Source organism: Alteromonas sp. H39 (assembly GCF_047556435.1).
In the GTDB taxonomy this organism is placed as follows: Bacteria; Pseudomonadota; Gammaproteobacteria; order Enterobacterales; family Alteromonadaceae; genus Alteromonas.
On record NZ_CP180210.1, the window covers coordinates 2,304,581 to 2,330,148 of the forward strand.

Below are 25,568 nucleotides of genomic sequence, written 5' to 3' on the forward strand. Positions count from 1 at the left end.
GCAGATAGACTGAGATAGCTCTGGTTCTCAGCTTCTGATTGACCTGCAGATCCAGCCGCCCAAATTTTCTGACTTTATGACTCAGTCAGCAAGTAGCAACTATTCTTTACATGTAATTAGCTTAGCTAATCTGATTATTAGCTTTTCTGTATTGTAGTCCTGCGGGTCTGCGTGCATGATCAGTGTCATAAGAATGAAAGGACGACGTACCCTATGATAAGTGTTTTTGATATGTTCAGCATTGGCATTGGCCCCTCCAGTTCCCATACTGTCGGTCCGATGCGAGCCGCAGCTGAATTTGCCAGAGAAGTCACCAGCAGTGCTCGCGCCGATGACATTACCGCCGTGACGACAGAGCTATTCGGTTCACTCGGACAAACCGGTAAAGGCCACGGCACCGGTAAAGCAGTTATCCTGGGCTTGCTTGGCGAGGTTCCTGAAACCATTGATGTAGATAAAATTGATAGCCTGCTTGAAGACATAGACAGCAGTCAGAAACTCATGCTCAATGGCCAGATCGAGATTAAATTTCCCCGAAAAAACGCTATCGTCTTCCATCGCAGAAAAACACTGCCACGTCACGCTAATGCTCTTACCATGCATGCTTTTTGCGGCGAAGAAAAAATCCGTTCACAAACCTACTACAGTATTGGTGGCGGTTTTATTATCAAAGATGAAGAGTTTGAAGACGCCAAGAACCTGGCAATAGGGACACAGGCTAAAGTTCCCTACCCGTTTAAAACAGCAGCCGAACTACTTGAGCAATGTCGTAACAACGGTCTTTGCATTAGTTCGCTTATGTTGAAAAACGAGTCTGTCCATCGTCCTAAGCATGAAGTAAGAGATAAGCTCCATGAAATCTGGCAAACCATGAAAGCCTGCATTCAGCGTGGAACCGAGAGCGAGGGTATTCTTCCCGGTGGCCTGAAAGTAGTGCGAAGAGCTCCGGCACTCTATCGCCGCCTGCAGACTGAGCATACCACCGATCCTATGCAAACCATGGACTGGGTTAATTTGTTCGCATTAGCAGTAAATGAAGAAAATGCGGCAGGCGGCCGTGTTGTCACCGCCCCCACAAACGGTGCCGCAGGTATTATCCCTGCCGTGTTGCAGTATTTTGACAAGTTTATTCGTCCCGTAGACGCTGACACGGCTTGCCGTTTTCTGCTGACCGCTGGTGCGATTGGTATTCTGTACAAGGAGAACGCATCCATAAGCGGCGCTGAAGTGGGTTGTCAGGGGGAAGTGGGTGTAGCCTGCTCTATGGCTGCAGGCGCACTGACTGAAATAATGGGCGGTACAGTACAAGCTGTAGAAAACGCCGCAGAAATCGGTATGGAGCATAATCTTGGTCTGACCTGCGATCCGGTAGGCGGCCTGGTGCAGGTACCGTGTATCGAACGCAACGCGATGGGCGCGATTAAAGCCATAAACGCGTCGCGTCTGGCGTTACGAGGCAGCGGTGAACACAAGGTATCACTGGATAAAGTCATCAAAACCATGCGCGATACCGGCAATGACATGAAAACCAAATACAAAGAGACTGCCCGGGGTGGCCTGGCAGTTAATATCATCGAGTGTTAACCCCGCTACGCTGAAGCACTGACCAAACAAAAACGCCCACATGATGTGGGCGTTTCGTTATCCATCAGAAGAAAAAATTTATTTCACCGGTAAGGTTACACCTTTAAACATTTTCTCTACTTCATCATTATTCTTCAGCATCATGGCTTTTTCGACCTTGTCTTTTGTCAGATGCGGTGCGAAACGTTCAATAAAATCAAACATGTAACTACGTAAAAAAGACCCCTTGCGAAAACCAATCTTGGTAGTGCTGTAGTCAAACAGATGGCTGGCATCTATTTTTACCAGGTCAGAATCCAGCTCCTCGTTTACGGCCATAGACGCGATCACACCAATACCCACGCCAAGGCGCACATAGGTTTTAATGACATCAGCATCGGTCGCGGTAAATACGATTTTCGGTGTCAGCCCGGCTCTCTCGAACGCATGGTCTAACTCAGAGCGACCGGTAAAGCCAAAAACGTAGGTCACCAGCGGATATTTGGCAATATCACTGATTTCAATGGAAGTTTTCTTAGATAATGGATGGTCTTTATTGACAATAACACTGCGATTCCAGTGATAACACGGCAGCATAACCAGATCGTTGTACAAATGAAGGGCTTCCGTAGCAATAGCGAAATCCGCCTCGCCTTTTGCCGCCAAATCACTGATTTGGGAAGGCGTGCCCTGGTGCATGTGAAGCGACACTTTCGGATATTTGTGCATGAACCCCTGAATCACATCAGGCAAGGCGTAGCGTGCTTGCGTATGTGTGGTGGCAATGTTCAGTTTACCCTGATCTGGTAAGGTATGCTCGCGGGCTACCGCTTTAATACTTTCTACTTTTGCGAGAATTTCGCGGGAAATATTAATAACGTCATGGCCGGCATCTGTTACGTGTGTAAGATGTTTGCCGCTTCGTCCAAAAATCTGCACACCAAGCTCATCTTCCAGCATTCTCACCTGCTTACTAATGCCAGGTTGAGACGTATAGAGGCTCTCTGCTGTAGCAGAAACATTGAGATTATTGTTAAGGACCTCAACAATATAGCGAAGCTGCTGTAATTTCATAACGACCGGGCCTTACGTTTGAAAACGATTGATATGCTTTTACGTTATATCTAAATATGCGCTTTATTGCTACCGCCTTTTTCAGTGAACCAGAATAAGCCGTGACAATTTGCAACCTACCATTCTAAGCAAATACCGTAATCTCACCATGATCCCGCACGATCTCGCTGAAATTCTGAAGAGTCTGTATAGAACGGCATTACAACCTGTTCAGCGCGATTCTGCTTACTCAAGAAATGTGAAGAAAGTAGCCAACCACCATGAAAAAATAGTAATGTGACGACATGATTAACATAGCCGTACTGTCCTGCTTTGACTAACCTGCTTGCTACATTCTGACTGTTAAATGACAGAAAGTAGCAGAGGTTGTCGGTAAACATAAAGAGTGACTATGCCAGAAATTACCTCTACGCCGTCATCCATCGACTTTTCTTCCGTGCTGGCCGCTGCCGTTCATGACATGAAAAATTCACTGTTTCTGTTGCTGCAGTCCATTGAAAATCTGGCTGATTCTTTACCTGAGCAGGACACGGCGTCTCGTGAACAGGTTGCCAACGTGCATTATGAAGCCTCACGACTCAATACCAGTCTGGTACAGATACTGTCGTTATACCGCGCTGAGCTTGAAAGGCTTCCTATTACGGTAGACGAATGTTTTATAGATGACCTGTTCAGCGATGTTGTTGGCTCTAATCATATTTATATAAAGCAGAAAAACATCAACATTGAGGTAGCACAGACCAATGACTTAAGCTGGTATCTCGATAGTGAACTGATTTATCTGCTGATTAATGACATGCTGGTAAACTCTCTGCGGTATGGTAATTCCAAGATCCGGTTAAGTGCATTCACCGCAGATAACCGGCTGGTTATAAGGCTTGAAGACGACGGTCCCGGATACCCCGAGGCGATGCTGTTAAACAGCAGTACCCGCCTCTCTGACTTCCATGTGAGTCAGGGCCGAACCGGTCTTGGTTTATTCTTTGCCAGGTTGATCGCTTCTGCCCATACTCAGGGTGAAAATTGTGGAGAGATTTCACTTTTTAATGGTGGTACGCTAGGCGGGAGTGTATTTGAGGTAAAATTACCGTAAACTTTGCCGACATAATAATAAGTTTGAGTGTTTCACGCTCGCGTGGGATGACAGGTATACGGAATCACGCATGGTATTCACGACAATAATAATTCTGATAGTGGTGCTGATCATCGCCGCCATTTTTATCAACGCCTTTCAACAGCATCGCGCTAAGCTTGAAGCTGAGCGTCGCGCGGAGGTGGCAAAACAACGGGCCGTGATTGACGAAACGGAAAACGTCATCCTGGCCTGCAACACAATGCCAATATCACCGAAGATGATGCAGATTCTGCATACCCGTGTGCTGAATGCGCTAAAGGTGCTGAATGAACTGAACCCATCCACAGAAGTGGGCCAACGCATAAAAGACGCCGAGCAAAGGACCCAGGAAGACGACGCCATTAGCTCACCGGCGGACTTTGCTTTACCAGAAAATGACAAGTTGATCATTCAGTATATTCAGGCGGTAAAGAAGCTGAGAATATTGCTTCGCTCTGAACATTCAAAAGGGAAAGTCGATACCAAAACCTTTATTGAAGAAGACAAACAACTTGAAAAACTGCAACTGAAAGTTAACGTTGAAACGCTGACACGTCGCGGGCGTGCAGCAATGCAATCGAATATGCTTGGCTCGGCCCGTCAATACTTTGAGAAAGCGGTAGCGGCTCTGGAAAACCAGACACAGCAAGACGAATACATCGTTACCCGTATCGCTACATTAAAAGAGTGGCTGCAGGATATTCAAAGCAACCTCAAAAACGCCAACGCGCAGGACCGGGCACGTAAAAAAGAAGAAGAGCGTGATGAGCTTGATGAGTTGTTTGCGCCGAAGAAAAAATGGTAACGCAGACGCGTTACCTCCTGGTAGTGAGTGATCTGCCCTCTTCTTCTGTGCATTGCTCCCATAGGGCCTGAGCCGCCACCGACATACCGCCCCTTGCCTGGCGAATAAGCCCTACCCGCTTCACCAGAGGGTTATTGTTGATATCAATACAACATAACCCGCGCGCCTGCATCTGTGCTTTACATAACGCGGGCACGACTGACATGCCAAGCCCCTCTGCAATGAGCTGCCCAAGCGACCCAAGCTGACCGGTTTCTGCAATAATATTGATATTGCCATGATGTGCAGCCGCTTGTTCTGTCCATTTACGGACAGCCGAACCGCGATTCATCGCTATAAACGGGTAGGATAAGCAATGCTGAAGCTCGATATTCTTTTCACCTGCGAGTGGATGATCCTGGTGAACAACCGCCACGAAACAGTCATCAAACATAGGGGAAAATACCAGACCATCGATTATCTCTGGTTCAAAGGTGAAGCCCAGTTCAGCACGCCCCGACAGCACACTGTCGATTACGTCTTCCATCACCACATCGACAATACGCAATCTTATGTTGGGATACTGAGAATGATATTGACTAAGAATTTGAGGTAAACGGGACTCGGCAAAAGAAGGCATTGCGGCCAGTGTCAGTTTGCCTTGTCGGACAGCAAAGAGATTCTGCATATCCTGAAACGTCTCATCCCATTCATCAATCAACCGCTTCGCGGTAGGCAACAATGTTTCCCCTTCCGGCGTCAGATGGATACGACGCGTACTGCGTGAAAACAGTTTCCCTCCCATCTGCGCTTCCATTTTTTTGATAGCTGAAGATAACGCAGGTTGAGTCAGATGCAGCTTTTCTGCGGCCTCGGCAAAGGTGGCTGACTCCGCCACGCGAATAAACGCCAGCATATTTCGATAAGAAACAGACATTCGTAAAAAAAACTTATTAATAATGTTATAAAATCAATTTTACAAAATTTACTTACTCGCAGATACTTTTTTCTGTTCCCTACACTGAATACAGGAGAGACATATGTCAGGTTTCGATAAAGTCGTGACCAGTTACGACGCAGCAATGGAAGGTCTGAAAGATGATATGACCATTATTGCTGGCGGCTTCGGTCTTTGCGGGATCCCCGAGGGGCTTATTGCACAGATTAAAACAATGGGGGCCAAAGGGCTAACCATTGTATCCAATAACTGTGGCGTAGATGGCTTTGGCCTGGGTATCTTACTGGAAGATAAACAGATTAAAAAAATGGTCTCTTCCTATGTCGGTGAAAACGCACTGTTTGAAAAACAGTTGCTGAATGGCGAACTGGAAGTCGAGCTAACCCCGCAAGGCACGCTGGCCGAAAAAATGCGCGCGGGCGGCGCAGGCATTCCAGCATTTTATACCGCAACGGGCTACGGCACGCCGGTAGGTGAAGGTAAGGAAGTCAAAGAGTTTAACGGCCGCCCTTACATTCTCGAAGAGTCTATTACCGGTGACTTCGCTATTGTAAAAGCCTGGAAAGCCGACCGTTACGGTAATTGCATCTATCGTCACACTGCACAGAACTTTAATCCCATGGCTGCGACTGCCGGTAAAATTACCGTGGTTGAAGTGGAAGAGATTGTAGAGCCTGGCGAACTGGATCCGGCTCACATTCATACCCCGGGCATTTATGTCGATCGCGTAATTCAAGGTACGTTTGAGAAACGTATCGAGCGTAAAGTACTGGCAAAGGAGGAGCGTTAATATGGCACTTTCAAGAGATCAAATCGCAATGCGCGTTGCCAAAGAGTTCCAGGACGGCAGTTACGTAAACCTGGGCATTGGTATCCCGACGCTGGCAGCTAACTACGTGCCTGAGGGTGTGGATGTCATGCTGCAGTCTGAAAACGGTCTGCTGGGGATGGGGCGCTATCCCACCGAAGCCGAGGTCGACGCCGATATGATTAACGCAGGCAAAGAAACCGTAACCGCCAGTGTAGGAGCATCAATTTTCAGCTCAGCGGAAAGCTTTGCCATGATCCGTGGCGGTCATGTCGACTTCACCGTACTGGGCGCCTTTGAAGTGGACGTCAACGGCAACATCGCGTCGTGGATGATTCCCGGAAAACTGGTAAAAGGCATGGGCGGCGCCATGGACCTGGTTGCCGGTGCTAAAAACATCATCGTCACCATGACTCACGCGGATAAGCACGGAAACTCAAAACTACTGTCAGAGTGCAAGTTACCGTTAACCGGTGTGAATTGCATTACCCGCATCATCACCGACCTGGCAGTCATGGAAGTCAAGGATGGAGCTTTCTATCTTCGTGAACGTGCACCGGGGGTCTCTGTGGAAGAGATTCGTGAAAAAACTGCCGGCAAGATGGTTGCCGAAGGCGATATTCCGGAAATGAAGTTCTAATTCTGAAACGACGTAGTAAAGGCACCCCACTGGTGCCTTTTTTGTTTTTTACACGAGAAAATGTTTATTTCATTACCACGATTTCATATAAGCCACAGAGAAACCCCCCTTACCCTTTTACTCTGACATGCTTTAATGGATAATACCGCCGAATCAGTCCATGAGGTTACCCATTGCAAGTCAGCGAACTTCCCGTACATCACAAAATCGTTTCCCGATTAAGCGACAAAGGTATTGTCACACTAACTGAAATTCAGGAGCGGACATTACTTCCGGCGCTTCAGGGCAAGGACATTATTGCGTCTTCTAAAACCGGTTCGGGCAAAACATTCGCATTTCTCGTGCCCGCGATTAACCGTTTGCTGACAACCAAAGCTCTCAGCCGCCAGGACCCTCGGGTACTGATCCTTGCTCCTACCCGTGAGCTGGCAAAACAAGTTTTCATCGAAGCAAAGCAGCTTAGTAACGGGCTGCCAGTGCAGTGTGCATTAGTCGTTGGCGGAGAGAATTACAACGACCAGGTGAAAGTCCTGCGTCGCAACCCACACATCATCGTGGGCACAGCGGGTCGCATTGCTGACCACCTGAAAGACAAAACCTTTTTCCTTAACGGCCTTGAGCTTCTTATTTATGATGAAGCCGATCGTATGCTCGATTTAGGGTTCGCCAGCGAGCTGGCGATGATAAACCGCTTCGCCGATCATCGAAAACGTCAGACTATGTTATTTTCAGCAACACTGGACAATATTGAACTTAATCACCTGTCGGGCGATTTTTTACGTTCTCCCGTTCGTGTGGCAGTCGGCGAGGCTACCGCCGCACATGGTGATATTACACAGCACTGCTATTTTGCTGATAACGTCAGTCATAAAGACACCCTGCTTGCACATTGCCTGAGCCAGCTTGATTATAATCAAGCTGTGGTATTCAGCGCTACCCGTGAAGATACTGACCGGCTGACAGACGTTCTCAATAAAGACAATCTTCACGCCATCGCCTTGCGCGGTGATTTACCGCAAAACCAGCGCGCTCAGATCATGAGCGAATTTAGTCGCGGACAGTACAGTGTACTGGTAACTACAGACGTGGCGTCGCGAGGGTTAGATCTGCGAAAAGTGGGTCTGGTGATTAACTTTGACTTGCCAAAACAGGCCGACGAGTACATTCATCGTATCGGACGCACTGGCCGTGCAGGTGAAAAAGGCATTGCTATTTCGTTTGTGGGGCCGCGCGACTGGCAAAGTTTCACATCAATACAGGCTCATGTTCAGTACCCACTGGAGCCCGTGGCACATGAGATTCACCCTGCAACATTCAAAGGCAAACAGGTAAGAAAGCCAGCCGTGAAGGATAAACGTAAAGAGAGTCCGAATGACACCTCGCGTGGTATGCCAGACAACAGGAAAAAGACACAACGAGTCGACACGATGGAAGGGAAAGATGTTGGTTTTGCACCGTTAAAGCGAAAGCCCCGGACGACGCCTTCAGAGGATGAGTAATTACCGAGGGGGTAGCAGCTAGAGACTGTAAGATCTTCTGTGTAAGTGGCTGTTTATCATAGTGATACGCGGTCACTGTACATAATCATAAACTGACTCATAGCCGCTTTCCAATCTCTTATTGGCATTGTCCACTTCTTCGATATCTGGTGAAGCGCCAGATACAGTATTTTCATCACTGAATCGTCTGTCGGGAACGACCGTCTGGTCTTGGTAATTTTCCGAAGACTAGCGTTCAGAGATTCGATGGCATTGGTGGTGTAAATGACCTTACGGATTTCCGGTGGATAGTCGAAGAAGACACTCAGACGTTCCCAGTTATTGCGCCAGGAGAGGCTAATCGTTGGGTGTTGGTCATCCCATTTTTCAGCGAACTCTGCTAGGGCCAGCTCCGCTTCAGCTAGTGTGGCCGCGCCGTAAATACGTTTCAGGTCAGCGGCAATGACCTTGCGCTGTTTCCAGTTCACATAGCGGAGCGAGTGGCGAATTTGATGTACGATACACAGTTGTACCTGTGTTTTCGGGTAAACCGTCTCGATGGCTTCAGGGAAGCCTTTCAGGCCATCGCAGCAAGCAATGAAGATATCCTGCACGCCACGGTTCTTAAGTTCGTTCATCACAGACAACCAGAACTTAGCGCCTTCGGTTTGTGCCATCCATAAGCCAAGTAACTCTTTTTCACCATCGGTGTTGATGCCGAGCGCCAGGTAAACCGATTTGTTCTGCACTGCGCCAGAGTCACGACTGCGCACCACCAGGCAATCCAAGTAAACCACAGGATATAATGCGTCCAGTGGACGCTGCTGCCATTGCTTTACCTCATCCAGCACTTCATTGGTAACTTGTGAGATAAAGGTTGGTGAGACTTCTACGCCGTAAGATTCTTCGAAATGCGCCTGAATATCACGGGTTGTCATGCCTCGCGCATACAGCGAGATGATACGGTCATCGAAACCATTGAGCTGCTTGTCGCCTTTCTTGACCAGCTGCGGCTCAAAACTGCCATTGCGGTCACGTGGAATATCTAGCTCGATTTCACCGTGCACAGAGCGCACCTTCTTGCTGGATTTACCGTTACGGGAATTGCCGGAGTTTTTACCCTCCGGTGCATGTTTGGCGTAGCCAAGATGTTGTTCCATCTCAGCGCTCAACGCTCGCTCAGCAACCTTCTTGGTCAGTTGCTTAAGTAATCCGGCTTCGCCGAGAATATCGTCAGGGGAGTTACAGCCATCAAGAAGCTGATCGATAAGTTTGTCTGATATTGGCATTCTGCATTCCTTTCAACAGGTTAAGAATGCCACTTACACAGATTTTTTTACACTCTCAGCAGCTACCCCCTGATAATGGAAATCAGTATTCCCACCAGCCTTCCTGCCACCATGACAGAAATTCTTCGAAATCAATGTAGCCATCATTATTGCTGTCGATAAGCTTAAAGCCCTCTTCAACGTGGCTGGCTTTCGTTTTCGGTGATAATACGGTTAATAATTCAATGAACTCGGGCAGATCAATTTGACCATTTCCATCCCGGTCGAAGAAATTAAAGTCGCTTCTGATTTCTTCAATTTTTTCTTCTGAAAGCTGCGCGTTCACGTAGGTTCCCTATTTACTTACTTCGTAGAAAAAGCAGTGTAACGCCCTTGTCAGGCAGTGTCTATGCCTGTTTTTCCTTTGCTTTCATAGCTCGCATCCGTTGCGCTTTCGCCTTTTCTTCGCGCTTCTGTTCCATCACCAGACGAGCTTCTGTACCCACGTGCTCCTGCTGTCTCGCTTTGGCCAGATTCACCTGCTTTTCACGCTCTCTGAAGCGAGCGATTTGCTCGTCGGTGTGAGTGCCATAACAGTGCGGACAGCTTACGCCAGATTCATATTTTTCGCTTCGCTTGTCTTCCTCTGTAATCGGAAGGCGGCACGCGTAACACTGATCGTACTTACTCTTTTGTAAATCGTGATCCACCGCTACTCGGTTATCGAATACGAAGCAATCGCCTTCCCACAGCGACTCCTCTTTAGGTACATCTTCCAGGTATTGAAGAATGCCACCTTCAAGGTGGTAAACCTCATCGAAGCCCTGCTCTTTCAAATATGCCGTGGATTTTTCACAACGTATCCCACCAGTACAGAACATGGCCACTTTCTTATGCTTACCCGGGTCCATTTCGCGTTTTACATAGTCGGGAAACTCGCGAAACGTATCTGTTTTTGGGTCTACCGCGTTTTTGAACGTACCGATTTCAATTTCGTAGCCGTTCCGGGTATCTATTACCAATACATTGGGGTCGCTAATCAGGGCGTTCCAGTCTTTTGGCTTTACGTAAGTGCCGACCGTCTGACGCGGATCAATACCTTCTACTCCCATCGTGACAATCTCTTTTTTCAGCTTCACTTTGGTGCGGTAGAACGGCTGTTCTTCGTGGAGTGATTCTTTACAGGAAATCGGATTAATGCGCGGATCGCTGTTAAGGTATGCCAATAGCGCATCTATACCTTCACGCGGACCAGAAATAGTCCCGTTTATCCCTTCGCTGGCAAGCAGCAATGTACCTTTGATATCGTTTGCAACCATAGTGTCATGCAGAGGCTGACGCATGGCTTCAAAATCTTCAAGCGCGACGAATTTGTACATCGCGCAAACGATGTATTTTGACATAATAATTCTCTTTGCTGATTGGAACGTAAGACCAGTGCAAAAATGCGGGCGCGACTATACCAAAGCGCCCGTTGAATTACCAGATGCTACGATGCCAGGAGTGTCCGGGAGCCCTGAATAATGTCATCCAGTTGTGTGGGATCTTCTTCAAGCGGTGCTGGCGTCGAAGAAGCTCGAGCCTGCTGCGTTGCCAGAGCGCAATTAGCAATAATGTCAGCGGAGAGCTTTTTATTATCGTTGATAAGCGCATGAGGATCCGGGTGCATACATTGCCACAGCCTGGCATCCGCTATCCCCTGTTGATTGAGAATGGTTGCTGTTTTACTAAGCGTATCGGCTTGGACGTCGCCGCAGTCCAGTGCCGGGCGGCGATAATGGTTTAGCCGCATCAGGACGGCATCGTCAGTCTTCGTCTCGTCTGATAATGAATGAATGGAAGTAGCAGGTACGCCACTTCCCAGCTGTAAAGCCAGAAGCAGAGCAAAATCAGCTCCACGCCCCGCGGCAGACGAGAGCTGTCCGTTCCACTCTGCCTGATTAACAGGATGAATTTGCGAGACTTGGGATTGCGCTGGCACCTTTATACTATGACCTGCTGAGCTGACGTTATACTTGTATCGGTTTACAACAGTGAGACTTTAGCTTCTGCCACTTGCTCTGAGTGCAAAATTCATTGATGATTGCAGGCAAAGACAAAAACCAAAGCGAAATCAAGCTGGTATTTGAATGAACTATGCGGATAAACAGGTGTTGATCGTGGAAGATCAGCGGCCGTTTTTGTTACTGTTACGCGGCCTTCTGAACACCATGGGCGCAATAAATATTGTTACCAAGCCTTCCGCTGAGCAAGCCATCGCACTCTGTCGTAAGCAGAAGTACGACATCATCGTGGCAGATCTTCATCTTGGCGCTGACAAAAAAAACGGTTTCGAACTAATAGAAGAATTGCGCGTTCGCAAACTCATCAAACCTTCGACAATATTTTTGCTGATCAGTGCAGACAGTGCGAGGCCGGTTGTTTTGGGATCAATAGAGCGACGCCCCGACGATTATCTGATTAAACCGTTCTCTCAGGCACAACTGAAAACCCGCATCACACGAAGCTGGCAAAAGCGCCAGTTCTTACAGCCTGTATATTCCGCCATTTTCGAAGAAGACTGGAATAAAGCGATAGATAATGCTGAACATCTCGCGTCAATGACATCGCCTTATCAACGCTCCTGCGAACAGCTTTTGGTAGAACTGTACTGGGAGATCAATGAACCGGAAAAAGCGCTTGATGAACTGGTGCCCTACACCGACGGCAAGCCATTTTTGTGGGCGCAGGTCGCGTTAGGGAAAACGTATCTGCGACTCAATAATCCGGAAAAAGCCATTGTCACGGCCGAGGCTATTCTGCAATCGAATCGCTTCTCGCCTGACGCTCACGACATTCTGGCTGAAGCACACGATATGCAAAATAGCCATGAAGAAGCCGTAGCCTCCATTAAGTCGGCCCTGAAAATTTCCCCATTCTCTCTGCCGCGGCATTTTGCTGCCTGTCAAATTGCCTGGAACAGCAATGACTTCGTGCTGGCGGCTGAGTCGTCGAAATCTATCTGGGATTTATCAAAACGCACGGTACACCAGGATATCGCACACTGGTGTGGCTACATCAGAAGCATTCTGGATGTTGCTGAGCATTCAGAAGAAAAGCGAACTAAAAACCGCTATCAACAGGAAGCGCTTCTGGCATTGCAACGGGGAAAGTTCGATGATGCATTAGCGCGTATGGCTGATGACTTTGATATCGACATTTATGAACAGGTGATGACCGCCAGAGTTAATGCCATTGATGGTAAGATGCTGGATGCACGCAAGCAACTGGCGGCATCGCAAATTGCGATTGAAAGTAAATATGAGGAGTACCCAATCGGCTTTGCGCCAGACAGCGTCAAGGTCATGTTTGATTTGGGCGAGTTTGACGATGCACAGTCTCTGTTGGCCAGCCTGAACCGCAGGTCGGTAATACTGGACGCCAATAGTCGTGAGTTACTCAGACGCGAAGAACGCAATGCATCCGATAAGCAGTCGAATTACCAACAATTTAACCGTAAGGGCATTAACCTCTATCAGCAGGGCCAGTACGAAAAAGCCAGAGAAGCATTCGCAGCAGCGCAGACCTTTGCCCCGGTAAATACCGGAGTGGCACTGAACCTCTTGCAGTGTCTGATAAAAATTCTGGATAAAAACGATAAAGCAGAGCCAACACTGGTGAAAGAATGCCGACGGGTCTATAAGTTACTGGAGGATATGCCGCTTAGTCATCAGCACCAGCAAAAACTGGACGCACTGAAAGGCGATCTGTTTACCTACATAGGATAATTATGATGACGTCAGCTCGCAGAACCACAACCTTGTTGTCCTTAAGCCTGATACTTAGTGCATGCAGCGCAACACAGCCGTGTGAGGACATTCTGGAAGTCAAAAGACAAGAACATCAGTGTCTTGAACTGGCGAGAATCATGAAAAATAATGAGTATCCGCAACAGGCAATGACAGCGAGAAAACGCTACGAAACAGAGTGTGAAGATCTGCGCTACTACCGTGACGAATACGACACTATCTGTAAAGGTAACCATCAACCCATCGGTAATCGCCAAACCCAACCTGACTAATTTGCACCGACACATTGCACTGCCAGGGTGATCTCTGGCGAATTCCCGTGACCACAGCGGATGACGACATCAATAACCAACCGCACTGACTAGCAAAAGTGAGGGGCTGTTTCGTTTTAGCCCGGTCACCCAACTGCTCGCAGGCGCTCACGCCCCAGCGACGCCAAAACTGATCCGGTAATGACCATAAAGGCGCCCACATACGCTGTCGTATTCAAAGCAGGTTGCGTGAACATTGACGGCAGCAGACGCTCCGCGATTAACATGCTGATAAAGGTAAAAAGCGGTGCCAGTGCAAGGACGGCGCTTACCCGTGAGGCATGCCAGACGCGCATCGCTTCTGTAAACGCGCCATAACCAAAGATAGTGTTAAGGCAACAAAATAACAGGGCGAAGAATTGTAAGCGATTCATATCCCACACATGGTTTAACTCTGAGAATGGCAATAACATCATACTGCCAACAATGTACAGCACCAGCGTTAGCTGCATCGCTGTCATATGCTGCATCAGTGCCTTCTGACACAGTGCGTAAGCTGCCCATGTGAGCGCAGCGATAACAATGAAAACAATCCCTAATACATCTTCGCTCTCAGAAGCAATAATTTGGGGAAGCCGGTGATTAAAAAACAATAACAATCCGCTCAGCAGGCTGACCGCCCCTATAAACTGCAATAACGTGAAGTGTTCTTTATAGAGCAGGATCCCTCCGATCATCAGTGCAAACGGTGCGATTTGCATTAATACCTGTGCACTTGCCGGGCTCAGATAAAGCAACCCCATTACATTTGTGACGTAGTTGGTAACCAACATCAAAGTGGCTGAAACTGCCATCAGCTTGATCAGCAACGGCAGCCGGAAAAAGCGCGGAAGCTGCTGTTTTTTCCAAAGTAACAGTCCGACCACAGCGGCAGCCGTTAGAAAACGATAAACGGTAATCGTGGGACTATCCATTACTTGCAGGCATATCGCCAGAAAAATTGGCAGTATGCCCCATAAAAACGCAGTAAATAATGCCAGGGCAAATCCCAGGCCCGGTCGAACCGGATTACTCACATTTAGTCATCCACAAGATCATTAAGGTCGTCGATAATATCCTGTATCTTCTTCAATAGCTTGCGTTTTTGGTCTGATGTTAGCGTCTCTGAGAGCTCTGCGGCCATGCTGGCGTACAGTCGGCGATTTTGCTCTCGTTTCTGTAAATACGCGTCGCTTCTGTAAACATCGGGATTGTTCATGATGCGCATCAAATCCTGCGTGAAGTCGGGATTCGAATCACGGGTAATAAACACTTTTCGCGCCGCATCCTGGATCGCACGCTGATACGCAATCCAGTCCTGGTAAGTAGATGCAAATTGGGGGGAGTAACGCGCGATAATCGCTTCCTGTTGGTTGGTTAACGAGCCAATTCGGTCTTCTATATCATCGGTAATATCTTCTAAGCGCTCTTCCGCTTTTTCCTGCGCCGACTTATCACTGTCTTCCAGATACTCTTCTTCTTCTTCCTTATTGTCTTTTTCCAGCGCGGCAAATAGCCTGACGACTTGTTCATCGGTAAGCGTTGTCGCCATAGATGCGATTCCAGGACTCAGCTTTTCTCGTACTCTTATCCAGTGCGATGTGGCCTGCTCCAGATGCTGATTAATGGTTTGCTCAGTTAACTGGTCGTTGGAAATATCCGATTTGAGCGTATTCAACTGCGCAATGTAGCGGGTGAGCTCTGTATCTCTATGCCAGTCAATCCAGGATTCAAGGTGATGATCGAACACATTTTCCTGTTTGTCAGTAAGCTCGACATAATCATCCATATACCAGTAAATTAACCAGTCGAGGTTGTTATACGCCAGCTTAGATGAGCAACCACCTAACAAAACCAGTAACGCGAAGATAACACTTTTTTTCATTACTCTTCCTTAAGAGAATTCAGATAACGATGATTTAGTCTGCCGTTCCCGGCAAAGGTTGCATACGAGAATGTAAATAGTTGTGTCTAATCAATAAACTACCATTGTGGCGCTTGAGGCACTTGGCATCAACCGGTGCATCTGCCATGCTTAATAACACGATTAACGTTCCTCTCTGCGATAGAAGCCTCAGTATACTTCCTATACGCAGTAACTTACCGTGAAGGATTATTAACGTGAGTAAGACCGTAGCCGTCCTGACTTCAGGTGGTGATGCGCCTGGAATGAACGCCTGTATCCGTGCAATCGTTCTGGCGTGCGAACGTGAAGGCCACACGATTATTGGATACCTTCATGGTTATAATGGACTTTTGAACCAGGAGTATACGCATCTGCATGCGCCGCGCGTGCACAACCTGATTCAACAAGGCGGTACTATTTTGCACAGTGCCAGGTGTCTGGAATTTAAAACCCGCCACGCTGCGCAGCGAGCTGCGGAAAATCTAAATGCACTGGATGTTGATACTTTGCTGGTAATAGGAGGTGACGGCTCGTTTCGTGGCGCCATGCATTTGAGTGAGCACTGGGACGGGCAAATTATCGGTTTGCCAGGAACCATTGACAACGATATCAATGGCACCGATGCCACTATCGGCTACTATACCGCCATTGAAACCGCTGTAGACTCTATCGATAAAGTCAGGGATACCGCTGATGCCTTTGAGAGGATATTTCTGGTGGAAGTCATGGGACGCCATGCGGGATTTCTCGGCTTGAGTGCAGCCATCGCCTCAGCGGCAGATTTTGTTATTTTACCCGAATTATTTGACTCCGAAGACGCCACGTTGCGCCAGATTGTTGAGCAGTTAACGGAGCGTCGGGAGCAACGTGGCAATATCAGCTACATTATTGTGCTGGCTGAAAACGTGTGGCCTGGAGGAATTAATTCGCTCGCATCTCAACTCACTGAGAGAACCCATTCTGAAGTCCGCCCTGTCATTCTCGGCCACGTCCAACGTGGCGGTTCTCCCGTCAGCCAGGATAGAATTCTGGCCATGAAACTGGGGGCACATGCTGTGTCGCTGGTTGGTACGTCGGTCACTAACATCATGGTTGGTGAATATCACGATAAGCCTTGTGAAGTCCCGCTAGAGAAGACCTGGGAAACAAAACCGCTTTCTGAATCGGATGTTGAAACAATGAAGCGACTGATGAACAACCGTTACGCATAACCTGAATAATCATGAATGCCGTCGTTTCATGTCTTGCTTTCATGGTTGATTCTCAGGTTAAGAAAGAGACTGCTGGATTAAGTAGGATAATCTGCAAAGACTGCTATAAAGCAGGTAAAACGACAGCGGCAAGGTCAATCTCTGTGTAAAGGCACAAATAAAGCACGCAATTAGGCGTGCTTTTTTTTGCGGGAGGCCATTACATTTTCATCGCGGCTTTGACCTTATCCCGATGGCTACGGCTGACTTTGAGTTCAGTATCGTTTTGTAAAATGAGATGGTATTCACCACTAATGTGACTCACCAGTTTTTTTACAAAACGAATATTGGCGATGGCAGAACGATGGACGCGGACAAACCACTGGGGGTTGAGTTCTTGCTCCAACTCTTTCATGGTTTTACGCATGATGTGCATCCCGTCAAGCGCATGCACACACATGTAATCGCCTGCCGCATCAATCCATTGAATATCCTGAACATTAACCCGCGTCACCTCAGAACCATCTTTTATCGCGAGGACTTCAGGATATGGGTTTGTTTCAACAGGTTCACCACTGGCCAGTTTCCGAAGTATCTCTTCGCAGTCGTCTCCGGTAAGTTCGGCAACCAGGTTTACCAGTTTTCTTGACTGCTCGTCATAGTGCTGGGTTGTGAAATATTCCCGCACCTTATTTAATGCAGCCGATAACCTTTCGTCATCAGCAGGTTTCAACAGGTAATCCAGCGCATGAACATCAAACGCTTTGATAGCATAACTGTCATAGGCGGTGACAAAAATAATCATGGGTATCGGCTGCTTTAACTCTCGCAGCTTATGAATAACCTGAAATCCATTGAGGCCTGGCATCTGTATATCGAGAAACACCAGATCAGGTCGATGCTGTGAAATCGCGCTCACCGCGTCAAGGCCATTCTGACACTCAGCCACTACGTCTATATCGCTATGGCGCTCCAGACGTACGCGCAACCCTTTGCGGGCGAGCGGTTCATCATCAACTACAATGGTTTTAATTACTTTGTTCGTCATTTCACGCGTCCTTTACCTCATAGGGGATCCGAATTCTGACCCTGACACCAGAAGGTTTATTGTGCTCAATAGAGAATGCAAAATTACGCTGATATAAAGATTGCAGGCGTTCTTTTATGTTGACCAGCCCTACACCATTCTCACGGCTAAGCTGTCCGTTTTTAATATCTGCCCCAGGGCCATTGTCTGCCACATCCATGAGTAAATCATTACCAAAGGTGCGGGCAGAGATATCGATTTTTCCTCCCTGCTCCATCTTTGAAATGGCGTGTTTAATCGCGTTTTCAATTATAGGCTGCAGTATCATACTGGGAACCAGCGCACTCTCACAACTGTCATCGATATCCCAGTTTACCTCTAGCCGGTCATCAAAGCGTACACGCTCAATCTCAAGATATAGCCTCAGGGCTTTAATTTCCTGACCCAACGGAACCTTTTTAATCGGGTCGTTATCCAGCGAATATCTAAGAAAGTCGCTTAACCGGGACACCATCGCTTCTGCCGTGTCATTTTCTTTAAGCAGAATGAGCGTAGAAATCGCATTCAAAGTATTGAACAGAAAATGAGGGTTAAGCTGATACCGAAGCATTTTGATGTGAGCCTGATGGGCCATGGTGCTGGCCTTCAACGCATTCTGCTTCTCTTTTTGCAGCATCTGAAAATTCTTAATGCCGAAATAAACACCACTCCAGCACCCCACCATGATTAACGAGTTGATGGTGTTGGTGAAATACATATACCAGTCGTCTGGACGATAACCGTGTTTGTAGATTTCCCAGTAATTGATATTTTTCACAACCGCCCACAACAACGCCACACCATAGCATGCCGAAATGACGGTTAATATCATCTTCAAGGGAGATTGCTTTCTTGCCCAGCGATAGAGGTAACGAAGAGGAATGGTAAGTAACCAGCCGGCATACGCGTTAAGCAGAATGATAAAAACCCAAATGGGTCTGACATCATGCAGAAACGAGCCCACGTAATAAATTATCGCGAAGCCCGTCCAACCTGCGCTGTGCAGCGTCCAGAACAGGCGTTCATTGCTTTCAAACAGGCGTTGCCAACGACTCACACGACTACCGGTTACTTAAATGGTAAAAACATTATACGCATGTGAGCAACAGGCTGGCCGGGCTTAGTCGTAACTCTCTGTAGGCTGGTCGCACGCCCGTTGCTCCTTTTTATAAATTTTTGCTTAAAAATTGTCATTTCAGATGCTGCCATGCGGGAACTTCTCCAATGGCAGGGCTACAGGCCCAACACTAAATCATGGATCAGTAACCGATTTTCATGCGCTTAAGCCAGTGCACCCACCACCACGCGGGACCGACCAGTAAAAAGCGCAGATCTTCCAGAAAAGACGGCTTTTTACCCTCAATTTTGTGCCCCACAAATTGCAGGATCCACATGATGACGAAAAGCGCCAGGCAGAATTGCCAAACTGAGATCCCGGCAGATTCCAACCAATACACGCCTCCGAAACAGGCGATGGTAAGCAATGTCATTGCAGCGCCAATTGGGCCTGACAGCAGAAAATAATAATAAAGCACCGGCACCGCGATAATATGCGCCCAGGTGACATTAAATTGCGCAATCCAGTCAGGTACAGGGATCGCCCACAACAATCCCAATGTAACAAAATAGATGCTCGGCACCGCGATCGCATGTATAAGTACATTGGTTTTATTCTGATGGCTTTCGTCATAGCGCATCAGCAAACGTTCGATATCGCGCATAATTCTCCTCCTTTGAAGGTGGCATTGTTATTATTGTTAGTGGTGTAACGCGTTATCCTATAAGAATATGTCGTTGCAACAGTTTTTCCACTGATTTCTGGTCTTTATCAAACTGTACACCATAGTAAATGTACTCCTGCTCAAGGCTGTTATTTTTAATTTGGCCTTTGATTGATACGTTTTCGCCATCCACCTTGTAGCCGATACGAATTACCTGCTCGCTGCCTAGCACGGGCCAGTCAGGTTTAACTGGCATTGCAATACGGCAACCGTTCGTCGATACATCGACGATAATACCCGTGACATTATCCAGTGACTCAATACCTTCAGCATGCACATTAACGGCTATGCCCGGCTGAGCGCGTTTCACTGCCCGAAGGCCGAGTGTCTGTATCGTGGACGGAAAGGTGGTTAACAGTAAACCCGTTGGATGTGACAACAATTTCAGCACCTTAACCCTGAAAGCAATCACCTGACCAGCGTCGCCTTCCAGTATGTAGCGCACCACAATGGAATTGTCGGGTAACAACAAGTCTCTGACAAAAGTCCATTTTGCTGTGGTCGGGATCTGAAAAATCATGCAATTGGGAATATCCATGCCAACATAGTAAGTTTTAATGCGCTTGGGCGACGTCGGTGTGGTGATTTGCAGGTCAATCGTGGTGCCCGGCACCAAATCTTTCAGTGACTGTATATCATCCCTGCTCAGGGTTATTTTATTTTTGTTTGGCATGATAATTGGCGATTTTCATTTGGCACTATCTCTACAGCATAATGTACGCAGTAAATTGACAGGTTATTTTTAACTCATCTCAATGTAACCAATTTATCCCGGGCTGACAAAGACTTCCGTGTGCGGCATGATAGCGGTATATTTATTAGTTGCGGGTTAACCATGTTTCAAGATAAATCTGTTCTGCAATACACCCTGAGTGTGCATTCCGTAGAAGAACACCTTTTCCGTGTGACGCTTGACCTTCCCACACACGACACAGACTTTCTCGAGCTGACATTACCAGCCTGGATCCCCGGTAGTTACATGATTCGCGACTTTGCGCGGAACATCGTCCGCCTGCGCGCTGAGGACAACGAGGGCAAGCTTGTTGATGTGGCGAAAACTGACAAACAAACCTGGCTGGTTCAAACAAACGGTACTGCTATCACGCTGACCTATGATATTTACGCCTTTGATTTGTCGGTACGCTCCGCGTTTATCAATGATGAGTACGCGTTCTGCAATGGTACCAGTGTCTTTCTTCAGGTGAAGGGGGCCGAGTCCTTACCCTGCTCACTACAAATAAATACGGTGAGCGATAAACCGGACTGGCTCATTGAAACCAGTATGCCGTCTCGGCAGGAAAATGCAGCGAGCATGCGTTTCTACTGTGAAAATTATGAAGAGCTCATTGACCACCCTGTATTTATTGGATCCTGTCAGCTGAAATCGTTTGATGTGAACGGGGTTGAATTTGTGTTGCTGTTTTCTGGTAAGGCACCGATTGATACCGATCGGATCGCAAGGGATCTTGTGCCTGTCTGTAAGCACCATATGCAACTGTTTGGGGAACCTCAGCCCATTTCACGCTATGTGTTTATGACGTTGCTAAGCGATTCTGGTTTCGGTGGGCTGGAGCACCGCAGTTCCACTGCCCTGCTTTACCCACGCTTTGATCTTCCTCTGGTGAATGAACCCGAAGACAAAACCGACGGCTACATCACATTTTTAAGTTTATGTAGTCATGAATTGTTTCATACCTGGCACGTCAAGCGGATAAAACCAGAGGTCATGGTGAAACCCGACCTGCAAGCTGAAACCTACACCGAGCAGCTATGGATTTACGAGGGCTTTACCAGTTTTTACGATGATCTGACGCTGGTACGAGCAGGACTTATCGAGCCAGAAAAGTATCTCGATATCGTCGCGCAAAACCTCAGTCGTTTGCAGGTAAATGCCGGGCGCTTCAAGCAATCTGCAGCCGAAAGCAGCTTTGATGCCTGGACGCGTTTTTATAAGCAGGATGCAAGTGCGACTAATCACATCGTGAGCTACTACACCAAGGGCGGTATCATCGCGATGGGGCTGGATTTACTGCTTCGCACTGAATCTCAGGGCAAGTACAATCTGGATAACCTGATGAAAGTATTGTGGGATACCTACGGCCGGGACGAAAAAGGCACACCGAATGACGTTATCGCCAGTCTTTGCCAACAACACTTTGGTATCGATGTTAACCCATACCTGAAAAATACTGTCTTTGGGGTTGAAGACGTGCCCCTACCAAAGTGGTTGGATTCCATCGGCGTTGCACTTAAGCTGCGGGCCAAATCCGCGCCTGACGATAAAGGCGGTGTTGCCCGCTCCGCCAAGCGTGTAGGCCGGGCTTTTGGTGCCGTAACGAAGACCCTTGAAACCGGCATGATGATTCAGGTTGTGCGGCAAAATACGCCAGCGAGCCGGGCGGGTTTGCAGGTAAACGATAAACTCATCGCGATGAATGGTTACGTGGTTAATCCTGCATTATTTCAGCGGCTGTTAGATAACACTACTGACCAACATGCTGAGCTGTTGGTGATTCGGGAAGGCCGCACCCTGTCGCTATCCATGCCGATTGAGAAGGCTGCCGAAGTGGTATGTTATTTCGACATAACCGACAGGGAAAAGCTGATGCAATGGCTGAAAGTGGATGACTGACAGTATTATTCACTGTCAGTAATCAATAACTGTGGGTCAAGTCGCATTGACCCTAAGTTAATCCGCCAGTCAAGATGAGGCCCTGTCGCACGACCGGTAGCACCGAGGGTACCGAGCTGTTCGCCTTTATTAAGTTCTTCGCCGACTTTTACCGTTATGCTGTCAAGGTGCAAGAAGGTCGAGAACACCCCCATGCCGTGATCCAGGATCACGGTATTGCCTGAATAATATAAATCTTCAGCCAACGTGACGATACCACTGGTCGGCGCCACAATAGGTGTACCGATGGGTCCCCCCACATCAACCCCGTAATGAGGACGTTTTGGTTCACCGTTAAGAACTCGCTGGCTACCATAAACGCCCGTAATGGGACCTTCCGCGGGCCAGGAAAATCGAGTAAACACAGCATCATAGTTGCGGTTGCCACTGCGGGCACGGGCCACGTTCGCGCTGTCGTTGCGGATCCTTTCAAGCACTGATTTCGGCGGCGACACCATTTTTTGATCCAGGCCATCAATACGCTGAATATCGTACTCACGTTTGCTAATGGTTAACGTCTGTGTGTGTGTTTTCCCATCCGGCGCAATAATACGCAGGGTATGGGTGGCTTGTGCATCGCGCTCAAACCCCATTACAAACTTGCCTTGCGGGTTAACGGTTAGCGACTGACCATTGAGACTGACCTGGCTGCCCACAGGCACCTGGCCTCGGATGAGGCTTCCCTGAGTAAGTTTTCCGTTAAGTACAAGTGACGGTTCACTGGCAACAGCCATTGCACCTGAAAACAGCATGCTCGAAAGAAAGGCCAGCGTTACCACAAGGGCATTACATCCTCGCACTTTCATCTACCCTGTCACCATCGCGCCTTTACCCACCCCTTCGTAGGCAATGACTTTATTTTCTTTGCCGGGGTAGCGACGTTGCTGCTCTGACAACAGAAATTGGGCCAGGCACTCAACGGTAGAATCAGTCTGAATCACTTCGCAATCGGCTTGTGGCAACATAATTTCAAAGTATCCCTGGTTCGCCTCATAAGCAAAACACAGATAGTCGCTGGCGTTATCTACTGAACCGGTAATTTTTCTTGCATCGTAAGCGATGGCATCTTCCTGCGTTGCAATATAAATATCAGCCCACCGCTGCGCCCAGTATGACTGACTGGCCTTACACGGCTCACCCTCCACAAATATATCGATACGGGAACGGTGTCCGTGTGCAATACGCTGACAGTTGCCATCATGCTTTTTCAGGCCATGCGTGTAGTGATAATACGGCGTGGTTATGACTTCCGTACGCAAATGCAGCTTAATATCATCTACATTGTCAGGCAGGTGCGTGGCAATAACTTCGCGCAAATACTCCCCCACGCTTGCCATATTCACTTCATCAGAATAAATAAAAGCATACGCATCAGAGGGACAATACAGCATGATTTGACGCGTATCTTCACAGCTAAACTGAACCTCCACCTGATCACCATCCTCGTCGTGTATAACGATAGCATTGGCGTGCTCAGCGGGTACAAGCAGCTTGTGATCGACATAGTCGTCGATCAACCGTTTTAAGTTCTTTTTCACCTTACCGAAGTCCTGAACCATGCTTTCTTCGTTCAGGTCACCGTCGAGTACCACATCGACAATCCAGCTTTCTCCTACCATCCCACGCTTTGGGCAAAGGTAAGAGAAATCCATTACAGTAAGGTCATTTACAAATAATTGCATAACACCCTAATCGTGAATTCGTTGCCGCTATTATACGGCGTTCAAAACGGAGTTACAGGTAATTAGTCCATTCCTGACTGGCGTTTTAACTGATCTTTTAAGTTTGGCGGTATTCCACGAATCGTCAGCGTGTCGGTGGCGGGGTCATAAAATACCCGCTCACCCATCAGTTTACGCTCGAAACTTACCGAAATACCGCCTCCCTGACCGGTGAACTTTGCCAGTTGTTTGAGCGCCGCCGGATCAGGCTGAATTTCTTTTTCCAGCGGTGTTTCCAGAGACTCTGTAAATCTCGCAAAATCTGATTGTGTACTTTCATCTGCGGGTAATCGGCCGGACAGTTCTTTTACCGACAGACTCTCCCCACTATCAATTTTCTCTTTAAAGTAATTTTTTACCTGCTCACGATGCTGATGTTGTTCCTGTGGATCGAGAGATTCACTGGCCAAATAGGCATCAACAGAAGAAATCAGCTGTTTATTTTGCTGCTTAACATCAACCAACTCCTCGCACCCGATAAACTGCATGAAGAAATCTGACACTTTACGCCCCATGCGCCCTTTAATAAAGCTGATGTAGCGTTGTTGTTCAGGTTGCACTGACCACTGTGTTAAATCGATACGCACGGCAAGCTGCATACGCGCCAGATCCAGATGTTCACGGGACGACAGTTCCAGCTCCTGATTCACTTCCACGTGGGCACGTGTGTTTAACAACGCCACCATCAGATACTGCGTCGCCAGATATTCATACTGACAGAAGATAAGAAAGCCGGTTTCTACTGTGCCGGTATCTGCCAGTGCCTTAACCAGTCTTGATGCAGCAGAAAGTGAAAAAGCGTGGAATGTCGCTTCCAGATCGCCCTCGCCTTCATTTCTTTGCTTCCAGTACGTTGTCAGGCCCTGTGCGAATTCACTGACGTCGGCAGGCTGAGCGTCGTCACCCTCTGATGGCGCACTGTCGACGAAATGGCCAACCCCTTTTCCCGGTTTGGCATTAAAACTGTGGTTAATCTGATGCGCCAGTAGTTCAATTTCAGGCGTCACCGTCAGACAGCTGTTGCGCGGGATTGCTTCAATTTTATCATCCTGGTTAAGTACCAGGCGATGAACAACAAAATGATGAATCAGTGCACTCATAGGTAATGTGGTGTCCTGTCGTTAAGAATTAGCAGGGGAATTGCGGGATTTTAGAATGAATGATTGTTATCACTCAAACAACGATTATAATCATTTTATTTTTAAATCCATTCTTTTTATTAAAGAAAACTCTAAAAGAGGCGTGCTAATGCCCCAAAAAAGCCGTTACACCGACGCAGATTTCGAAGCGCTAATGAATAAAGTGATAATGACACTGGAGGAAAATCAGGCGAACAGAGACTTGTCTCTGATGGTACTGGGCAATGTCGTCACTCACATATTTAATACGCAGGTTGCACCGGAAAACCGCGAAGCGATGGTAAATCAGTTTGCCGACGTCCTGAAGAAAAGTGTTAAAGGATAAGCGT

At 47.8% G+C, this 25,568-nt stretch carries 26 protein-coding genes; 11 read left to right on the plus strand and 15 right to left on the minus strand.

Features of this window, described 5'->3' with window-relative positions:
* Positions 1-213: 213 nt before the first annotated feature.
* Positions 214-1,584 carry an L-serine ammonia-lyase gene (locus tag ACLBLI_RS10185; protein ID WP_414827514.1) on the plus strand — a complete coding sequence of 457 codons (1,371 nt, stop codon included), beginning with the start codon at positions 214-216 and terminating at the stop codon, positions 1,582-1,584.
* A 78-nt stretch (positions 1,585-1,662) separates the two neighbouring features.
* On the opposite strand, the gene cysB is transcribed toward ACLBLI_RS10185, so the two are convergent.
* A complete protein-coding gene (cysB, locus tag ACLBLI_RS10190; protein ID WP_218311081.1) occupies positions 1,663-2,637 on the minus strand; it encodes an HTH-type transcriptional regulator CysB in 975 nt (324 codons plus the stop codon).
* 391 nt (positions 2,638-3,028) lie between these two features.
* Between cysB and ACLBLI_RS10195 the strand changes: the two genes are divergently transcribed.
* Positions 3,029-3,730: a sensor histidine kinase gene (locus tag ACLBLI_RS10195; RefSeq protein ID WP_414827515.1), complete on the plus strand. Its 702-nt coding sequence runs from the start codon at positions 3,029-3,031 to the stop codon at positions 3,728-3,730.
* A gap of 70 nt (positions 3,731-3,800) precedes the next feature.
* Entirely contained in the window at positions 3,801-4,556 is a 756-nt protein-coding gene (locus ACLBLI_RS10200) for a hypothetical protein (protein ID WP_414827516.1), read from the plus strand.
* Between the two features lie 10 nt (positions 4,557-4,566).
* Here the strand turns inward: ACLBLI_RS10200 and ACLBLI_RS10205 are convergent, their stop codons facing one another.
* Positions 4,567-5,472, minus strand: coding sequence for a LysR family transcriptional regulator (locus tag ACLBLI_RS10205; RefSeq protein WP_414827517.1), 906 nt, complete (start codon positions 5,470-5,472; stop codon positions 4,567-4,569).
* Positions 5,473-5,575: 103 nt separating this feature from the next.
* On the opposite strand from ACLBLI_RS10205, the gene ACLBLI_RS10210 reads away from it, so the two are divergent.
* The 3 genes from ACLBLI_RS10210 (at position 5,576) to ACLBLI_RS10220 (ending at position 8,440) form a co-directional block, all read left to right on the plus strand.
* The gene (locus tag ACLBLI_RS10210; RefSeq protein ID WP_414827518.1) at positions 5,576-6,283 is read left to right on the plus strand and encodes a CoA transferase subunit A; all 708 of its coding nucleotides are present in this window, start codon (positions 5,576-5,578) and stop codon (positions 6,281-6,283) included.
* Position 6,284: 1 nt separating this feature from the next.
* A complete protein-coding gene (locus tag ACLBLI_RS10215) occupies positions 6,285-6,941 on the plus strand; it encodes a CoA transferase subunit B (RefSeq protein WP_414827519.1) in 657 nt (218 codons plus the stop codon).
* 173 nt (positions 6,942-7,114) lie between these two features.
* Positions 7,115-8,440: a DEAD/DEAH box helicase gene (locus ACLBLI_RS10220; protein WP_414827520.1), complete on the plus strand. Its 1,326-nt coding sequence runs from the start codon at positions 7,115-7,117 to the stop codon at positions 8,438-8,440.
* Positions 8,441-8,496: 56 nt separating this feature from the next.
* Here ACLBLI_RS10220 and ACLBLI_RS10225 read toward each other — a convergent pair whose 3' ends face one another.
* The 4 genes from ACLBLI_RS10225 to ACLBLI_RS10240 form a co-directional block, all read right to left on the minus strand.
* Complete coding sequence (locus ACLBLI_RS10225) at positions 8,497-9,708, minus strand: IS256 family transposase (protein WP_414827521.1); 1,212 nt, start codon at positions 9,706-9,708, stop codon at positions 8,497-8,499.
* Positions 9,709-9,790: 82 nt separating this feature from the next.
* Complete coding sequence (locus tag ACLBLI_RS10230) at positions 9,791-10,033, minus strand: EF-hand domain-containing protein (RefSeq protein WP_218311074.1); 243 nt, start codon at positions 10,031-10,033, stop codon at positions 9,791-9,793.
* A gap of 61 nt (positions 10,034-10,094) precedes the next feature.
* Entirely contained in the window at positions 10,095-11,090 is a 996-nt protein-coding gene (locus ACLBLI_RS10235; protein ID WP_414827522.1) for a rhodanese-related sulfurtransferase, read from the minus strand.
* A gap of 86 nt (positions 11,091-11,176) precedes the next feature.
* Positions 11,177-11,668, minus strand: a complete 492-nt coding sequence (locus ACLBLI_RS10240; protein WP_414827523.1) for a VC2046/SO_2500 family protein — start codon at positions 11,666-11,668, stop codon at positions 11,177-11,179.
* A gap of 148 nt (positions 11,669-11,816) precedes the next feature.
* Here ACLBLI_RS10240 and ACLBLI_RS10245 point away from each other — a divergent pair, with 148 nt between their 5' ends.
* Together ACLBLI_RS10245 and ACLBLI_RS10250 are read left to right on the plus strand one after the other, a co-directional pair.
* Entirely contained in the window at positions 11,817-13,454 is a 1,638-nt protein-coding gene (locus tag ACLBLI_RS10245) for a response regulator (protein WP_414827524.1), read from the plus strand.
* Positions 13,455-13,456: 2 nt separating this feature from the next.
* Entirely contained in the window at positions 13,457-13,747 is a 291-nt protein-coding gene (locus ACLBLI_RS10250; RefSeq protein ID WP_414827525.1) for a hypothetical protein, read from the plus strand.
* 125 nt (positions 13,748-13,872) lie between these two features.
* On the opposite strand, the gene ACLBLI_RS10255 is transcribed toward ACLBLI_RS10250, so the two are convergent.
* Together ACLBLI_RS10255 and ACLBLI_RS10260 are read right to left on the minus strand one after the other, a co-directional pair.
* Positions 13,873-14,802 (minus strand): DMT family transporter, encoded by a 930-nt coding sequence (locus ACLBLI_RS10255; RefSeq protein ID WP_414827526.1) that lies wholly within the window; start codon positions 14,800-14,802, stop codon positions 13,873-13,875.
* 2 nt (positions 14,803-14,804) lie between these two features.
* On the minus strand, positions 14,805-15,650 hold the full coding sequence (locus ACLBLI_RS10260; protein WP_414827527.1) for a DUF6279 family lipoprotein: 846 nt from the start codon (positions 15,648-15,650) through the stop codon (positions 14,805-14,807).
* A 236-nt stretch (positions 15,651-15,886) separates the two neighbouring features.
* On the opposite strand from ACLBLI_RS10260, the gene ACLBLI_RS10265 reads away from it, so the two are divergent.
* On the plus strand, positions 15,887-16,882 hold the full coding sequence (locus ACLBLI_RS10265) for an ATP-dependent 6-phosphofructokinase (protein WP_414827528.1): 996 nt from the start codon (positions 15,887-15,889) through the stop codon (positions 16,880-16,882).
* A gap of 199 nt (positions 16,883-17,081) precedes the next feature.
* On the opposite strand, the gene ACLBLI_RS10270 is transcribed toward ACLBLI_RS10265, so the two are convergent.
* The 4 genes from ACLBLI_RS10270 to ACLBLI_RS10285 form a co-directional block, all read right to left on the minus strand.
* Positions 17,082-17,909, minus strand: coding sequence for a LytR/AlgR family response regulator transcription factor (locus tag ACLBLI_RS10270; RefSeq protein WP_414827529.1), 828 nt, complete (start codon positions 17,907-17,909; stop codon positions 17,082-17,084).
* A 1-nt stretch (position 17,910) separates the two neighbouring features.
* Complete coding sequence (locus ACLBLI_RS10275) at positions 17,911-18,984, minus strand: sensor histidine kinase (protein ID WP_414827530.1); 1,074 nt, start codon at positions 18,982-18,984, stop codon at positions 17,911-17,913.
* Between the two features lie 202 nt (positions 18,985-19,186).
* Positions 19,187-19,648, minus strand: coding sequence for a DUF962 domain-containing protein (locus ACLBLI_RS10280; protein WP_414827531.1), 462 nt, complete (start codon positions 19,646-19,648; stop codon positions 19,187-19,189).
* A gap of 52 nt (positions 19,649-19,700) precedes the next feature.
* Entirely contained in the window at positions 19,701-20,381 is a 681-nt protein-coding gene (locus tag ACLBLI_RS10285; RefSeq protein WP_414827532.1) for a flagellar brake domain-containing protein, read from the minus strand.
* Positions 20,382-20,543: 162 nt separating this feature from the next.
* On the opposite strand from ACLBLI_RS10285, the gene ACLBLI_RS10290 reads away from it, so the two are divergent.
* Complete coding sequence (locus tag ACLBLI_RS10290; protein WP_414827533.1) at positions 20,544-22,340, plus strand: M61 family metallopeptidase; 1,797 nt, start codon at positions 20,544-20,546, stop codon at positions 22,338-22,340.
* Between the two features lie 5 nt (positions 22,341-22,345).
* Here the strand turns inward: ACLBLI_RS10290 and ACLBLI_RS10295 are convergent, their stop codons facing one another.
* From ACLBLI_RS10295 to yejK, 3 genes are all read right to left on the minus strand, one after another.
* The gene (locus ACLBLI_RS10295; RefSeq protein WP_414827534.1) at positions 22,346-23,185 is read right to left on the minus strand and encodes a M23 family metallopeptidase; all 840 of its coding nucleotides are present in this window, start codon (positions 23,183-23,185) and stop codon (positions 22,346-22,348) included.
* The gene (locus ACLBLI_RS10300; protein ID WP_414827535.1) at positions 23,186-24,061 is read right to left on the minus strand and encodes a 6-carboxytetrahydropterin synthase; all 876 of its coding nucleotides are present in this window, start codon (positions 24,059-24,061) and stop codon (positions 23,186-23,188) included.
* Positions 24,062-24,123: 62 nt separating this feature from the next.
* Positions 24,124-25,200, minus strand: a complete 1,077-nt coding sequence (gene yejK / locus ACLBLI_RS10305) for a nucleoid-associated protein YejK (RefSeq protein ID WP_414827536.1) — start codon at positions 25,198-25,200, stop codon at positions 24,124-24,126.
* A gap of 148 nt (positions 25,201-25,348) precedes the next feature.
* Between yejK and ACLBLI_RS10310 the strand changes: the two genes are divergently transcribed.
* Positions 25,349-25,564, plus strand: coding sequence for a DUF1414 domain-containing protein (locus tag ACLBLI_RS10310; protein ID WP_218311058.1), 216 nt, complete (start codon positions 25,349-25,351; stop codon positions 25,562-25,564).
* The last annotated feature ends 4 nt before the right edge of the window (positions 25,565-25,568 follow it).

Coding starts and splice junctions, on each gene's coding strand:
- cysB (WP_218311081.1), bottom strand. CDS start 2,637: ATGAAATTACAGCAGCTTCGCTATATTGTTGAGGTCCTTAACAATAAT.
- ACLBLI_RS10225 (WP_414827521.1), bottom strand. CDS start 9,708: ATGCCAATATCAGACAAACTTATCGATCAGCTTCTTGATGGCTGTAAC.
- ACLBLI_RS10295 (WP_414827534.1), bottom strand. CDS start 23,185: ATGAAAGTGCGAGGATGTAATGCCCTTGTGGTAACGCTGGCCTTTCTT.
- ACLBLI_RS10245 (WP_414827524.1), top strand. CDS start 11,817: ATGAACTATGCGGATAAACAGGTGTTGATCGTGGAAGATCAGCGGCCG.
- ACLBLI_RS10210 (WP_414827518.1), top strand. CDS start 5,576: ATGTCAGGTTTCGATAAAGTCGTGACCAGTTACGACGCAGCAATGGAA.
- ACLBLI_RS10310 (WP_218311058.1), top strand. CDS start 25,349: ATGCCCCAAAAAAGCCGTTACACCGACGCAGATTTCGAAGCGCTAATG.
- ACLBLI_RS10200 (WP_414827516.1), top strand. CDS start 3,801: ATGGTATTCACGACAATAATAATTCTGATAGTGGTGCTGATCATCGCC.
- ACLBLI_RS10280 (WP_414827531.1), bottom strand. CDS start 19,648: ATGCGCGATATCGAACGTTTGCTGATGCGCTATGACGAAAGCCATCAG.
- ACLBLI_RS10260 (WP_414827527.1), bottom strand. CDS start 15,650: ATGAAAAAAAGTGTTATCTTCGCGTTACTGGTTTTGTTAGGTGGTTGC.
- ACLBLI_RS10270 (WP_414827529.1), bottom strand. CDS start 17,909: ATGACGAACAAAGTAATTAAAACCATTGTAGTTGATGATGAACCGCTC.
- ACLBLI_RS10300 (WP_414827535.1), bottom strand. CDS start 24,061: ATGCAATTATTTGTAAATGACCTTACTGTAATGGATTTCTCTTACCTT.
- ACLBLI_RS10195 (WP_414827515.1), top strand. CDS start 3,029: ATGCCAGAAATTACCTCTACGCCGTCATCCATCGACTTTTCTTCCGTG.
- yejK (WP_414827536.1), bottom strand. CDS start 25,200: ATGAGTGCACTGATTCATCATTTTGTTGTTCATCGCCTGGTACTTAAC.
- ACLBLI_RS10185 (WP_414827514.1), top strand. CDS start 214: ATGATAAGTGTTTTTGATATGTTCAGCATTGGCATTGGCCCCTCCAGT.
- ACLBLI_RS10205 (WP_414827517.1), bottom strand. CDS start 5,472: ATGTCTGTTTCTTATCGAAATATGCTGGCGTTTATTCGCGTGGCGGAG.
- ACLBLI_RS10235 (WP_414827522.1), bottom strand. CDS start 11,090: ATGTCAAAATACATCGTTTGCGCGATGTACAAATTCGTCGCGCTTGAA.
- ACLBLI_RS10285 (WP_414827532.1), bottom strand. CDS start 20,381: ATGCCAAACAAAAATAAAATAACCCTGAGCAGGGATGATATACAGTCA.
- ACLBLI_RS10215 (WP_414827519.1), top strand. CDS start 6,285: ATGGCACTTTCAAGAGATCAAATCGCAATGCGCGTTGCCAAAGAGTTC.
- ACLBLI_RS10250 (WP_414827525.1), top strand. CDS start 13,457: ATGATGACGTCAGCTCGCAGAACCACAACCTTGTTGTCCTTAAGCCTG.
- ACLBLI_RS10290 (WP_414827533.1), top strand. CDS start 20,544: ATGTTTCAAGATAAATCTGTTCTGCAATACACCCTGAGTGTGCATTCC.